Origin of the sequence: Synechococcus sp. PROS-U-1 (assembly GCF_014279755.1) — a bacterium.
Lineage (GTDB): Bacteria > Cyanobacteriota > Cyanobacteriia > PCC-6307 > Cyanobiaceae > Parasynechococcus.
Map to the genome: position 1 here is coordinate 2,068,016 of NZ_CP047951.1, position 12,710 is coordinate 2,080,725.

13 protein-coding genes are annotated in these 12,710 nt (G+C 59.3%); 7 read left to right on the forward strand and 6 right to left on the reverse strand.

Going from position 1 to position 12,710, the window contains the following annotated elements:
* Positions 1-35: 35 nt before the first annotated feature.
* The 5 genes from SynPROSU1_RS11280 to ald all read left to right on the forward strand — a co-directional run bounded on the left by SynPROSU1_RS11280 (position 36) and on the right by ald (position 5,801).
* A complete protein-coding gene (locus SynPROSU1_RS11280) occupies positions 36-1,040 on the forward strand; it encodes a CNNM domain-containing protein (RefSeq protein WP_186570585.1) in 1,005 nt (334 codons plus the stop codon).
* Positions 1,037-2,332 carry a GTP-binding protein gene (locus SynPROSU1_RS11285; protein WP_186572373.1) on the forward strand — a complete coding sequence of 432 codons (1,296 nt, stop codon included), beginning with the start codon at positions 1,037-1,039 and terminating at the stop codon, positions 2,330-2,332. The genes SynPROSU1_RS11280 and SynPROSU1_RS11285 overlap by 4 nt, the downstream gene beginning before the upstream one ends.
* A gap of 1 nt (position 2,333) precedes the next feature.
* On the forward strand, positions 2,334-2,915 hold the full coding sequence (locus SynPROSU1_RS11290; protein WP_186570586.1) for a nicotinate-nucleotide adenylyltransferase: 582 nt from the start codon (positions 2,334-2,336) through the stop codon (positions 2,913-2,915).
* The gene (locus tag SynPROSU1_RS11295; RefSeq protein WP_186570587.1) at positions 2,915-4,588 is read left to right on the forward strand and encodes an NAD+ synthase; all 1,674 of its coding nucleotides are present in this window, start codon (positions 2,915-2,917) and stop codon (positions 4,586-4,588) included. Before SynPROSU1_RS11290 ends, SynPROSU1_RS11295 begins: the two co-directional genes overlap by 1 nt.
* Positions 4,589-4,661: 73 nt before the next feature.
* Entirely contained in the window at positions 4,662-5,801 is a 1,140-nt protein-coding gene (gene ald, locus SynPROSU1_RS11300; protein WP_186570588.1) for an alanine dehydrogenase, read from the forward strand.
* Here the strand turns inward: ald and SynPROSU1_RS11305 are convergent.
* The 5 genes from SynPROSU1_RS11305 to SynPROSU1_RS11325 are packed head-to-tail and all read right to left on the reverse strand — an operon-like array spanning position 5,798 to position 8,525.
* Entirely contained in the window at positions 5,798-6,226 is a 429-nt protein-coding gene (locus SynPROSU1_RS11305; RefSeq protein ID WP_186570589.1) for a YchJ family protein, read from the reverse strand. The two genes, ald and SynPROSU1_RS11305, sit on opposite strands and share 4 nt — an antisense overlap.
* Positions 6,226-7,278: a DUF3326 domain-containing protein gene (locus SynPROSU1_RS11310; RefSeq protein WP_186570590.1), complete on the reverse strand. Its 1,053-nt coding sequence runs from the start codon at positions 7,276-7,278 to the stop codon at positions 6,226-6,228. Before SynPROSU1_RS11310 ends, SynPROSU1_RS11305 begins: the two co-directional genes overlap by 1 nt.
* Positions 7,275-7,415, reverse strand: coding sequence for a hypothetical protein (locus tag SynPROSU1_RS11315; RefSeq protein WP_255444660.1), 141 nt, complete (start codon positions 7,413-7,415; stop codon positions 7,275-7,277). The genes SynPROSU1_RS11310 and SynPROSU1_RS11315 overlap by 4 nt, the downstream gene beginning before the upstream one ends.
* 41 nt (positions 7,416-7,456) lie before the next feature.
* Positions 7,457-7,786 (reverse strand): 2Fe-2S iron-sulfur cluster-binding protein, encoded by a 330-nt coding sequence (locus SynPROSU1_RS11320; protein WP_304623044.1) that lies wholly within the window; start codon positions 7,784-7,786, stop codon positions 7,457-7,459.
* A gap of 49 nt (positions 7,787-7,835) precedes the next feature.
* Positions 7,836-8,525: a TIGR02466 family protein gene (locus SynPROSU1_RS11325; protein ID WP_186570592.1), complete on the reverse strand. Its 690-nt coding sequence runs from the start codon at positions 8,523-8,525 to the stop codon at positions 7,836-7,838.
* 154 nt (positions 8,526-8,679) lie between these two features.
* Here SynPROSU1_RS11325 and SynPROSU1_RS11330 point away from each other — a divergent pair, with 154 nt between their 5' ends.
* Positions 8,680-11,070 carry a DUF1254 domain-containing protein gene (locus tag SynPROSU1_RS11330; RefSeq protein WP_186570593.1) on the forward strand — a complete coding sequence of 797 codons (2,391 nt, stop codon included), beginning with the start codon at positions 8,680-8,682 and terminating at the stop codon, positions 11,068-11,070.
* Between the two features lie 181 nt (positions 11,071-11,251).
* Here SynPROSU1_RS11330 and SynPROSU1_RS11335 read toward each other — a convergent pair whose 3' ends face one another.
* Positions 11,252-11,941, reverse strand: a complete 690-nt coding sequence (locus SynPROSU1_RS11335; protein ID WP_186570592.1) for a TIGR02466 family protein — start codon at positions 11,939-11,941, stop codon at positions 11,252-11,254.
* Positions 11,942-12,022: 81 nt separating this feature from the next.
* Here SynPROSU1_RS11335 and SynPROSU1_RS11340 point away from each other — a divergent pair, with 81 nt between their 5' ends.
* Positions 12,023-12,706, forward strand: coding sequence for a hypothetical protein (locus SynPROSU1_RS11340; RefSeq protein ID WP_186570594.1), 684 nt, complete (start codon positions 12,023-12,025; stop codon positions 12,704-12,706).
* Positions 12,707-12,710 lie beyond the last annotated feature (4 nt).

The window sequence follows — 12,710 nt, forward strand, 5'->3', positions numbered from 1 at the left end:
ATCGATAGAGTAAGTCGACTGGAGGATCCCGCCGGATGGCGCCCAACTCGGACCTACTGGTGCTGTCGCTGCTTGTTTTGGTGGTGCTGTTGGGCTCAGCTCTCTGTTCGGGCGTGGAAGCCGCACTCCTCACGGTGAGTCCAATTCGCGTGCATGAGCTAGCCGCACGAGAAAGGCCTATTCCAGGTGCGCGACGCCTTGCGCAATTGCGGCAGCGCCTCGGCCGAACCCTCTCCGCCTTGGTCATCGCCAACAACGGTTTCAATATTTTCGGAAGCCTGATGCTGGGCGGTTATGCCGCCTGGGTGTTCGAGCAACGCAACATCAGCGGCGCCGCCCTACCGGTGTTCTCAGTCGGCCTCACCGTGCTGGTGATCCTGCTGGGGGAAATTCTGCCCAAAGCTCTTGGCAGCCGCCTGGCTCTGCCGGTGGCCCTGACCAGTGCGCCACTGCTGCATTGGCTCGGATTGGCCCTGCGACCATTGGTGCTGCTGCTGGAGCGCATGCTGCCGGCCATTACCGCGGAAGCGGAACTGAGCACCAACGAAGAGGAGATCCGTCTGCTGGCTCGCCTTGGCTCGCAAAAGGGAGAAATTGAAGCCGACGAAGCCGCGATGATCGGCAAGGTGTTTCAGCTGAACGATCTCACCGCCCGTGACCTGATGACGCCGCGGGTTGCGGCTCCCACCCTGGACGGGAGCCTGAGTATCGAAGCCCAGCGGGCCCAACTGATGAGCAACAACGACCCCTGGTGGGTGGTCCTCGGCGATCAGGTGGACAAGGTGCTCGGGGTAGCAAGCCGCGAACGGATGCTCACCGCTCTGCTGGAAAACCGTGGACTGCTCACCCCCGTCGACCTCTGCGAAGCGGTGGAGTATGTGCCAGAAATGATCCGGGCCGATCGGCTGCTGACGGGGTTCCGGCGCGACAGCGGCGGCGTGCGCGTGGTTGTGGATGAATTCGGAGGATTTGTCGGCGTGATCGGCGCCGAATCGGTGCTGGCGGTGCTGGCCGGCTGGTGGCGCAAGCCGGCAGCATGAGCGGGATGGAAGCCACCCCGCCCCACACCGTTGGACGCTGCCAGCTGCTGCTCGAGCACTGGCGCAGCCAGCTGCAGCTGAGCGCCCGGGAACAGGGACTGCTCGGGGGTGAATTACAGCTTCTGGATCGTCAGCTGCATCGACTCCAGCAACGGCGCCTGCGCATCGCCCTGTTTGGTCGCGTGGGAGTCGGCAAGTCCAGCCTGATCAATGCCTTGATCCAACGCCCGCTGCTGGAGACGGATGTCGCCCACGGCAGCACCCGGCGTCAACAGGCGGTGGCCTGGCCGGTTGAGATTGCAGGGCTCACAAAGGTGGAGCTGGTGGACACACCCGGCATTGATGAAATCAATGCCGCCGGACGGGCTCGTTTGGCCTCCCGCGTGGCCATGGGAGCCGACCTGGTTCTGCTGGTGGTAGACAGCGACCTGACCCGGGGCGACCTGGAAGCCTTGACCACACTTCTGGCCACCGGAAAGCCCCTGCAGGTGGTGCTGAACCGCAGCGACCGCTGGCCGGAACAAGAGCGCACTGCGCTGCTCCGCAGCATCCGTGCCCGCCTGCCGGTGAATCTCCCGATCACCGCTGCGGCGGCTGCACCTCGCAGCCCTCAGATCCAAGCCGATGGCCGGGTTCGCAGCACGATCACGACACCACAAGTGCAGAACCTGCGAGAGCAGCTCTGCCAGCAGCTGGAGAACGAAGGCAGCCTGTTGCTGGCCATTCAGTCGCTGCGGCAGGCCGACCGCTTCCAGGGAGCCTGCCAACAGCTCCGGCTGCAACAGCACCGCCGCACGGCCCAGAGCCTGATCGGCCGCTACGCGGCCGCCAAAGCCACCGGTGTGGCCGTCAACCCTGTACTGGCTCTGGATATGGCGGGAGGCATGGCCTGCGACACCGCCCTAGTGCTGCAGCTCAGCCGCCTTTACAACCTGCCGATGACGCCAGCGGCCGCACGACTGCTGCTCACCCGACTCTCCAGCCATAACGCCCTCCTGGGCGGTGTTCAGCTCGGCCTAGCGGCTCTCAAGCAGGCACTCCTGCTCCTGATGCCCGTCAGCGGGGGCGGGAGTCTGGCCCCGGCCGCCCCCGTGGCCCTCGCCCAAGCGGCCCTTGCGGTTCATGCCAGCCGCCGAACAGGACGGCTGGTGGCGCAGCAATTGCTGCGGCACCGCGGCGGTCAACCCGGGGCCCTGCTGCGACGCCTAGCCGACCGGGATCCCGTGGTGCATCACTGGCTGTTGCGCTGGCCGAAAGCCCTGGAGCAGGATCCCCAACCGCTGCTGCCCTGAGATGACTGCTGCTGCCATCGCCTTGCTGGGCACCAGTGCCGATCCACCCACCCGGGGCCATCAGGTGCTGCTGGAGGGGCTGCTGAACCGCTACGGGCAGGTGGCGACCTGGGCCAGCGATAACCCCCTGAAACAGCACGATGCTCCCCTCACCTTGCGAGCGATGCTGCTCGGCCAGCTGGTGGAGCAACTGCAGGACGAACGGCTGGAGCTGGCCCAGCATCTGAGCAGCCCATACACCTTGATCACCTTGCAGCGGGCCGCCCAGCATTGGCCCGATCGGGAGCTGGTGTTTGTGGTGGGCAGCGATCTTGCCGGCCAGATTCCCCGTTGGAAACAGAGCGATGACTGGCTGCCGCAGTGCCGCTTGGCGATCGCCCCACGCAAGGGCTGGCCGATCGAAAACGCCAATCTGCAGGCGCTGCGGGATCTCGGCGGACGGGTGGAGCTGCTGGATCTAAAGGTTCCCGCCACCGCCAGTTCACAACTGCGCCGTCAACCCAACGTGGCTGAAATCCCGGAATCAGTCTGGCCGCTGTTGCTCCAGCACAATCTCTATGGCCTCTCGGGAAGCCTCTGCTGATGCGCATCGCCCTGGCCCAACTCAACCCCGTTGTCGGGGACTTCAACGGGAATGCTGCACGGATCCTTGATGCCGTGCGGAAGGCGGAACAACAGAACGCAGAACTGGTGCTCACACCGGAACTCTCCCTCTGGGGCTATCCCCCCCGGGACCAGTTGCTCGAGCCCAGCCGCATCCAGCAGCAGGAGTCGGTCCTGCAGTGGCTGGTGAACCAACTCAGCAGCAGCGTCACGCTTTTGGTGGGTGCAGCACTACCAGTCGCAGATGCCCGCAGCCCGCGGCTGCTGAACGGTGTGGTGCTCGTCAATCGCCTGGGCTGGCGGCCGATTGCCCACAAACAACTACTTCCCACTTACGACGTCTTTGATGAGCGTCGCTACTTCCGTCCTGGCGACGGACCCTGTCTCTTAACCCTGCCGGGCGGTGAGCGGCTGGGGCTCACCATCTGCGAAGACCTCTGGGTGGATGACGGCTTGCAGCGCGAGCGCCTGGCCGGACCGGACCCCATTGATCAATTGATCCCCGAACAGCCAGATCTGCTGATCAATCTGGCGGCCTCCCCCTTCGATGCCGCCAAGCCCGCCCTGCGCCAACAGTTAGCGACGGCGGCGGCGCAGCGACTCAACTGCCCACTCATCTATCTCAATCAAGTGGGGGGCAACGACGAGCTGGTCTTCGACGGGGCCAGTTTTGTGGTGGGGGCCGATGGCGCTGTGCAGCTCGAGCTTCCCGTCTGTGAGGAGCATCTCGCGCTTTGGGACAGCGATCATCCCGCCCCGATCAAGGTCCAGCCAATGAGTGCCCTGGAGCGGCTGTTCCGAGCTCTTGTGCTCGGCGTGCGCGACTATGCCCAAAAATGCGGTTTCAAACGCGCATTGCTCGGGTTAAGCGGCGGGATCGACTCAGCGCTGGTGGCAGTGATCGCCACAGCGGCCCTGGGGAACGAAGCGGTGTCGGCACTGCTGATGCCCTCCCCATGGAGTTCCGCCGGATCCATCGACGATGCCTTGGCCTTGGCCCAACGGTTGGGCCTGCAGACCAACACGGTGCCCATCGCCGGCCTGATGGAGGGCTACGACCAAGCCCTGAGGGCGCCGCTGGGGGAGGACCCCCAGGGGGTGACAGCGGAAAATCTGCAATCCCGGATTCGCGGCACCCTGCTGATGGCCGTGGCCAATCAACAGGGCCAATTGCTGCTCACCACCGGCAATAAATCAGAGCTAGCCGTTGGCTATTGCACCCTCTACGGCGACATGAACGGCGGGCTAGCGGTGATTGGCGATCTCTACAAAACCAGCGTATTTGCTCTGTGCGACTGGCTCGACAGCGACGCAGCCCGGGGCTGCCGTAAGGCACTGGGGCTACCGACGCACGGGGAGCTGGTGGGGGAAGCGATTCGACGCAAACCCCCCAGCGCCGAGCTACGGCCCAACCAAAAAGACAGCGACTCTTTGCCCGATTACGACGCCCTGGATGCACTGCTCAAGGCCATAATCCAGGAGCGCCACTCCTGCGCAACCCTGGTGGCCGCCGGCCACGATCCAGGCCTGGTGGAGCGGGTTGAACGGCTGCTGAAACGGGCCGAATTCAAGCGGCGGCAAGCGGCACCGTTGCTCAAGGTGAGCCCCCAGGCCTTCGGCAGCGGCTGGCGGTTGCCGATTGCCGCGGCCTAAAGCAGTCGCGCCATTGAGCTGTGGCGGGTTGCGCGTGGCGGAGCCACATTGAAGGGATCCCCTTGAAGCCGCCATGGCACCCTCCGTCCTCTCGGCCCCGATGGCCAGCATCGGTGTGCCGAAGGAGATCAAGCTCGATGAGCAGCGCGTGGCGCTGACCCCCGATGCCGTGAGGGAGCTGGTGAGCCAGGGCTTGGAGGTGCGCATCGAAACCGGAGCCGGGGCTGGAGCGGGAATCGGGGATGAAGCCTTCGCCGCCGCAGGTGCACAGATGGTGAGCCGCGAGGAGGCCTGGGGCGCCCATTTGGTGGTGAAGGTGAAGGAACCACAGGCGGAGGAATTTGCCTACCTGCGGCAGGACATGGTTCTGTTCACTTACCTGCACCTGGCGGCATACCCAAGCGTCGGGGAAGCTCTGCTGGAAGCGGGCACCACCGCCATCGCCTACGAAACCGTTCAGCTGGAGAACGGCAGCCTGCCGTTGCTGGCACCGATGAGCGAAATCGCGGGGCGCTTGGCCGCCCAGGTGGGCGCCCACCTGCTGGAAAAACCTCACGGTGGGAGGGGCGTTCTAATGGGGGGCTGCACCGGTGTGCAACCGGCACGGGTGGTGGTGCTTGGCGCCGGCACCGTGGGCTGGAACGCCGCACGCACGGCCGCTGCCATGGATGCGGAAGTGCTGCTGCTCGATCGCTCGCCCCAACGGCTGCGCAGCCTGGAGGCGGATCGGCGCGGCCGGTTGATGAGTGTGGTGAGCAGCCGCGGCCTGCTGGAGCGCTTGGTGCCGACGGCCGATCTGGTGATCGGGGCAGTGCTCACCCCCGGCGGTCGGGCCCCCACCCTGGTGGATGAGGGAATGGTGCAGCAGATGCGCCCGGGGTCCGTGATCGTCGATGTGGCGATCGACCAGGGGGGCTGCATCGCCACCAGCCAGGAAACCACCCATCGCGATCCCACCGTCACCATTCACGGTGTGCAGCACTACGCCGTGGGCAACATGCCCGGTGCCGTGCCCTTCACCTCAACCGAAGCCCTGGTGAGCGTGACCCTCCCTTACATCCTGGGCATCGCAGGCCGGGGCCTGGAAGAAGCCGTGACAGAACGGCCGGAACTGCTCTCTGGGCTGAACACCGTGCAGGGATCGGTGTGCCACCCCGGCGTGGCCAAAGCCCTTGGGGTGCCACCACGGCATCCGATGGCTTGCCTGCGTTAACCCTGCAGCTTGAGCGCGCCCACATAGAGCCATGGGCCATCGACCTCACCATCTCGACGTCGAAACAGAGATGTTTCCTTGAGCACCCCACCGCGGTAGCCGGCCTCGAACTGCACCGTTCCCTCCAGATCCCCTGGTCCACCTGCGCTGACCGCAAGCACGGTCAAGCCGAGCCAATGGGTCTGACGGCAACTCCGCTCGAGGGCCCGACGCCGCTGCTGCTCTGGAACATTCGGCTCGGGATGGGTGGCCAGCAGGTAATCCACCTCCCTGCGGGCAAAGGCTGAATAGCGCGAGCGCATCAACTGTTCAGCCGTTTCAGCACGCTGATCACCGCGATGCAATGGCTCACAGCAGCTGCGATAGACCCCACCCCCACAGGGGCATGGGCTCTGATCAAGAGTTCCCCCGAAACCGCCAGGCATCAATCCAACCGTTGCAACGCAGGCAATGGGCGGCCCAGGGATGCCGGATTCAATCCTTCCCGCAGCGCTGTTAACAAGCCAGCCGCTTCGGCGTAGCTGCGCGCTTGCAGAACAGACCCGCCAAGCCCCAACCGCTCGGCCGTGACCGACAGCACCGATGGGTTCTCCACCGTGATCAGCGGAACATTCCGTGCCAGACAAGCCAGCACCGCTTCTCCCCCCAAGGCCCCATCGGGCACCACAACCGCCCCCAACTGCGCCGCATCGAGATCTCCAGGCTGCCTATCGCCGATCACCAGATCCGGTGCCCGGCTCAGCCCCACCAGCACACAGGCCAGGAAGGTGTAGCCGAGCTCCTCACCCGCCGCTCTCGGATCCAGCTGCGGATCCAAGGGCAACGGGTCCAAAGCTGGCGCATGGGCACAGGGGATCTGCAATTGCTTCACCAGCAGGTGGCTGATCACCGCTTCAGCACCAGCCAATGCATCCACACCACTGCCCTGGCGATAGGCGGCCAGCTCTTCACTCTCCGGATCCTCCGGGAAGCGAGCCACCACGGCGATCGCCGTCGCCCCCGCCTGCTTCAACCGTTCACCGGCCCGCAGCAAGGCATCAGGACAACCCAATCGCCCCCAGCTGGCGCCACTGGCACCGCGCTCGAGCGTCACCTCGAGCGGTGTATCCGTTGAAATCACCGGGCCGATGTCCAAACCCAAGCTGGCGCGGCAGCCCTCAGCCACCTGAATCTGACGCTGGGCCAGCTCCGCTTCAATCCCGGCATCCAGGAGCAAACCGATCCGCTGCCGCCGCACCGGTCGCAGGACCCACTCACCCACGGCGAAACGATCGATGCCGTAGCCCTCCACATAGTGCACGCGGGAATCGCTCCAATAGAGCGAAGCCCCATTCATCACGTTGGGATGGGTGATCAGGCAGCCGCTCGCTGCAGCCAGCAACCGTGCTGAGGGCAGAGCATCGCCGGCATAGCCTCCGATGTCGCAACCGATGCCCGTGGGCACCAGCATCAGCGTTGGCATCGGCGGCGAGATCATGCGCTGATCACCGCCTCAACCTGGATCGTTCGGCCTCCATCGGCATCGTCAGAGACCGCGGTGAGGGCCCAACGCAGCAAGTCACCCTCTGCCGCTAGCTGCTGTCGAATCCAACCGCGCAGATCCTTCAACGGCATCTCAGCAGGCCAGGAGAACTTCCGCTGCAGGCGGATCAATCTCACTTCTGATATTGGCCGAACTGGGCTTCATAGAGGGCATCTTCCTGACCCGCCTTCAGGGTGAGATCAGCGCGCGGGAAGGCCACACACAACAGGCTGTAGCCCTGCTGCTGCAGCTCCCCTTTCACGCCCATGGCATCGGGCTGTTCAACGCTGCCTTCACTGACCACCGCAGCACAGGTGGTGCAGACGCCGGAGCAGCAGGAGCTGGGGAGCATGACGCCAGCTGCTTCCGCTGCATTGAGCACCGTTTGGTCAGCGCGGCAAGAGAAGACATGACTCTCGCCTTCGAACTCGGCGCGGACGGTGTAAGTGGCCACGTCGGACATGTCCGGTGTCAACAGAGAAGAGGTCGCATTCTCTCAGGCAAAGGGGTCCTCACTGAGATGCCCATTGGCTGGGGTGAGGTGCCAAGTACTCCGGAGAACCACCCTGCTCGGGAGCTGTCAGCACGAAATCAAAACTGATCGAACAACGCAGCTCATCGGGGTCGGCATTCGGCAACACACTGTGGTGAAGGCTCGATGGAAAGAGCACGAGCAAACCCGGTCGTGGAGCCAGATCCCAGTGGGACTGGTTCATCGGGTGGTCTTCAACAATCGGACCGCCGTAGCCCACCGCCAAGCCAGACACCAACTCATTCGGTTGATGCATCGCATGCAAACGAAGTGCACCCTCCGCACCTGAACCACTGCCTGTGAGATAGAGCACAGCACTCAGATGGGCATTCGGATGATGGTGCCGCCCGATCGCCTGATCCCATTCACTGATCACTGGCCAGCAACGCTGCAAATGCAGCGCAACTTGGTCCTTTGCAAATCCAGTTTCATCGAGATACGTCCTGGCATGGAGCGCCACCTGTTGCGCTAGCGCCGAAAAAGATGGATGCCGATGCAGCTGCCACACACCATGGAGATCTCCTGTCCAAGCACATCCATCGCTGGGATTGCCTTCAGCATCACCACGCAAAGCCAACAGCTCCTTAAGCACGATGGCTTGCTGCAGAGGATCGATCGACAGCTGAGCCGTGGAGACCACCGTGGGAAACAACCGATGATGCTGAAGCACGCACCACAAAGCAGTCGCTTAAATCAAGCCAAACGGCTAATCCAAAACCACAATCGTTAGCAATACGAAAACAAAGAAAATATGAAGCACCTGGCAATAGATTGCCACTCACAGCGAAAAAAATAAAATTCTTGAATCAAGCATTTACAAACCAATGCCAAGCGCACCGGCCCCGCTCACAGGAGGACAAGCGGCAAACAGCTCTATACCAACCTTCTACAAAGCAATCTACACATCGTCAAAGCAAATTTTAGGTCCATACAATCCTCTCCCAAGAATCCAAAAGGCATCAAACAGCTATATCGCAAGCGTATGCGCCTACGTTTGGGGGCTGCCACTGCAACAATTCTGGGAGAAACAGGGGCTTTACACCACACAAACCGCGGAGGGCGGAAAACCAATCAATACGTTTTTTATCGGCAATTCGATTAACCAGACATCGACGATTGTCACCCCTAATACACAGGTGTTGTACACCAATGCCTTTCTAGATTTATCCAATCAGATTCTGGAGGTCGAATACCCAACACCAGAAGACGGAACATACACACTGATTCAGGTCATCGACCCATACACGAATGTGCAATTCAGCGATGGATCGGCTTACCAGACATCACCCGAAGGCACATCATCTCAGACGTTTTTCTGGTCGGGGGCCGGCGACATCATCCTGGAAAAGGCCAAAACCATTGATGGAGCAATTGGAATCGCCAGCCCCCAAGCGTGGATTCTGGGACGAACTGAAGTGGATCCATACCAAACCCCTGACGGCGAGACAGAAGCAGTAACGCCATACCAACAGACAAACATGGGTGCTGGCTTGGATCTTGCATCGAGCTATGCAATCAACAAGTCATTCGACATCACAACTGTCGTCAAAGATGAATCGACATACACAATCCCAACATCACTCGTCAGCCAGGAAGAAAACAGCGCAAATGACTTCTTCACCCAACTCTCCAACGCCGTTTACAGCAACAGCACAAACACCTACTACTCAGGCATCACCAATGGTGAACTAAACACCTCGGGCACTCTCTACGACCAATCAGCCCTTTTTAACCAGTTCGGAGCTGGTACCTATTCCATCGGCCTAACAGCAGCAGCCGACAACTCTGGCTTCAAAGCAGCGTCAACAGACATCAGAAATGGATATCGAGATGCCAAAGATGTCGCGAGTAGAATCAGCAGCGCTAACACAGACGAATCTACAAATTACTGGTTAATCAACACGACCCTGGGGCAATACAAACCAACATATGCTCTTCGAGGCAGCAACTGGCTGACCGGCGCCGCCGTAGCCGCTGTTGGCCTCGGCGCAAACATCGCAGCGGATGGCACCTATCCCCAAACCTATCAAGACGGAGAAGGCAACCTTCTCGACGGCTCTGAGGATTACAGCATCAGTTTTGAACAATCCTCTCTACCTCCTATCAACACTCCGGGATCGTGGTCAATCACGGCATACAACAGCAACAATGAAATTATTACTGACACAAACAACTCATTTTACATCGAAGCAAACGATCCAAGCGCAACCATCGCCAACAATGTCTATGCACTGGGATCTGTTCAATTCCCTGAATTAAACGAAACGAACAGCACGTCTTTCGCACTCACACTTTCATCCAGCTCACCCACAACAGCGTCAAGCGAACAAAACAGACTGCCCACACCAAACAGCGGAACGTTCAACCTGGTGATGCGGCTCTACAACCCAAAACCTGCTAACACCGCAGCACCATCAAATTCAATCTTAAGCCAAAATAATCCATGGATCCCTCCTTCCGTGGAACATCTCACGACTACAACAAATGGGCCATTACGTCACAGCCGAATCCATCTCGACAAAAATGGAGACCTTCAACCTTCCATGCAAGAACCTGGATTGACCAGCGATCAAAATGGTCAATACGCCAGCAGCCAGCTCGGAGGCCGTGGAACACTTGTTCTCAAGGGCGGCATGGATCAACTGACGGGAGAAAAGCTGAAGGGGAGGTTGCTAGCAACAGGTAATGCGGAGGTAATTTCCCCAGCAACAACAGTGGATTGGGGGCTTAAGCAAGCAGGATTCACAAAGAAGAGACGAGATCAACTCATGGACCAATTGATCGGAAACATTCACAATGAAATAACAGGCGAATCATTCACACGAAAATCAAAACGACAGCATCGATCAACGGAGATAGCGCCACACCAAGTCGCTCGAAGCGACCACAAGCAGGCTGTTGCGCTCGCCAAGTCCATGGCAATCGCCAATGCCTATCTAGGCGAAGCCTTGAGCATGCAGTGGAAAGCCTGCAAAAGAGAACCTAACAATAGACCAACAACCATGCAATATGCCAAGAAAGTAATCAAATTCAGCAAAAAACTAGAAGAAAATCTCAGCCAGCATCCCGACCAATTAACGGAAATTTTACTCAATAATTCTCTACCTTTGCACAACACAAAACTGAAGGCAAATCTAATCGATTCAAGCAATCACTCCACATCAATGGACTACTATGAACTCATCAATTTTATCGCCGAATCGTCCACAAGCTAAAGCAAAACAGCAAGAAATAGGCGACAACAATTGCAATCCAAAATCAAAGATTCCACCATGAACCAACACACATCTCCCCTGTATTTTGGCCCGTGGCCAACAAGTTCTGGGGCCCGAAAACAAGACGAGGCATACATCAGGGCTGGAACAGCCTTTTACGCGGGAGCCAGGAGGGATACCCTCACTGAGATGCCCATTGGCTGGGGTGAGGTGCCAAGTACTCCGGAGAACCACCCTGCTCGGGAGCTGTCAGCACGAAATCAAAACTGATCGAACAACGCAGCTCATCGGGGTCGGCATTCGGCAACACACTGTGGTGAAGGCTCGATGGAAAGAGCACGAGCAAACCCGGTCGTGGAGCCAGATCCCAGTGGGACTGGTTCATCGGGTGGTCTTCAACAATCGGACCGCCGTAGCCCACCGCCAAGCCAGACACCAACTCATTCGGTTGATGCATCGCATGCAAACGAAGTGCACCCTCCGCACCTGAACCACTGCCTGTGAGATAGAGCACAGCACTCAGATGGGCATTCGGATGATGGTGCCGCCCGATCGCCTGATCCCATTCACTGATCACTGGCCAGCAACGCTGCAAATGCAGCGCAACTTGGTCCTTTGCAAATCCAGTTTCATCGAGATACGTCCTGGCATGGAGCGCCACCTGTTGCGCTAGCGCCGAAAAAGATGGATGCCGATGCAGCTGCCACACACCATGGAGATCTCCTGTCCAAGCACATCCATCGCTGGGATTGCCTTCAGCATCACCACGCAAAGCCAACAGCTCCTTAAGCACGATGGCTTGCTGCAGAGGATCGATCGACAGCTGAGCCGTGGAGACCACCGTGGGAAACAACCGATGATGCTGAAGCACGCAATGCCAAAAACAAACCCCTCATCCCAAACGTAGTCAGCAGGAGCGAGCAACACTATTGAGAGAAACCAACTCAGTGCAATGCAACCCATTGATTTCGGGCCTTACACCACACAGCTGGGCACCAAGAAGAAAGACAAGCTGAACTGCGCAGGAGGCCAAGGTTTTTACACGGGCGGGGGGAATGACATCCTGACCAATGCAAGCTTCACTGCCGACGATCCGAAAGCCCCAGGGGGTTACTCCACCTATCCCTCAGTGATGTCGGGAGGCAAAGGCAACGACACCTATAAGTTTAAAACTGATGGCTGGGCTTTCATTGCTGATGGCGGCGGCGGGAAAGACACCGTTTCTTTCGGCAAGGACCACGCATTCAATCCAAAATTCTGGTACCCAGACATTGTTATAAACAGCGTATTAATCAACAACCGCGACGTCCTTCTTTCAACCACCGACCTGACGAATGGAGGACGCGCCAATGGCATTGTTTTCGCCGATGCCTTTGGCAAATACAACAAGGCCAATAAGATCGAAAAAGTGAGGTTCGGAAAAACCAACTACAGCTTCAAAAAACTCTTCAATAAATTAAAGAAGTCAGCAGCAAGCACCAAAGAGTGGGGAGACAACTACACATTCAGCACAGCTACTTTTGAAGAGCTTGGCAAAGCTGGCGCCCTAAATCTGTCGGCATTTAGCGACATTTCACAGCTCGAGAGCGGCGCCTATCTAGACATCGCAACCTACAACAATAGCCTCATAGTTTAAAGAC

Bases quoted from the DNA above. Each gene is read 5' to 3' on its own strand.
- SynPROSU1_RS11280 (WP_186570585.1), top strand. From the start codon at position 36: ATGGCGCCCAACTCGGACCTACTGGTGCTGTCGCTGCTTGTTTTGGTG.
- SynPROSU1_RS11285 (WP_186572373.1), top strand. From the start codon at position 1,037: ATGAGCGGGATGGAAGCCACCCCGCCCCACACCGTTGGACGCTGCCAG.
- SynPROSU1_RS11290 (WP_186570586.1), top strand. From the start codon at position 2,334: ATGACTGCTGCTGCCATCGCCTTGCTGGGCACCAGTGCCGATCCACCC.
- SynPROSU1_RS11295 (WP_186570587.1), top strand. From the start codon at position 2,915: ATGCGCATCGCCCTGGCCCAACTCAACCCCGTTGTCGGGGACTTCAAC.
- ald (WP_186570588.1), top strand. From the start codon at position 4,662: ATGGCACCCTCCGTCCTCTCGGCCCCGATGGCCAGCATCGGTGTGCCG.
- SynPROSU1_RS11305 (WP_186570589.1), bottom strand. From the start codon at position 6,226: ATGCCTGGCGGTTTCGGGGGAACTCTTGATCAGAGCCCATGCCCCTGT.
- SynPROSU1_RS11310 (WP_186570590.1), bottom strand. From the start codon at position 7,278: ATGATCTCGCCGCCGATGCCAACGCTGATGCTGGTGCCCACGGGCATC.
- SynPROSU1_RS11315 (WP_255444660.1), bottom strand. From the start codon at position 7,415: ATGCCGTTGAAGGATCTGCGCGGTTGGATTCGACAGCAGCTAGCGGCA.
- SynPROSU1_RS11320 (WP_304623044.1), bottom strand. From the start codon at position 7,786: ATGTCCGACGTGGCCACTTACACCGTCCGCGCCGAGTTCGAAGGCGAG.
- SynPROSU1_RS11330 (WP_186570593.1), top strand. From the start codon at position 8,680: ATGCCAAGCGCACCGGCCCCGCTCACAGGAGGACAAGCGGCAAACAGC.
- SynPROSU1_RS11340 (WP_186570594.1), top strand. From the start codon at position 12,023: ATGCAACCCATTGATTTCGGGCCTTACACCACACAGCTGGGCACCAAG.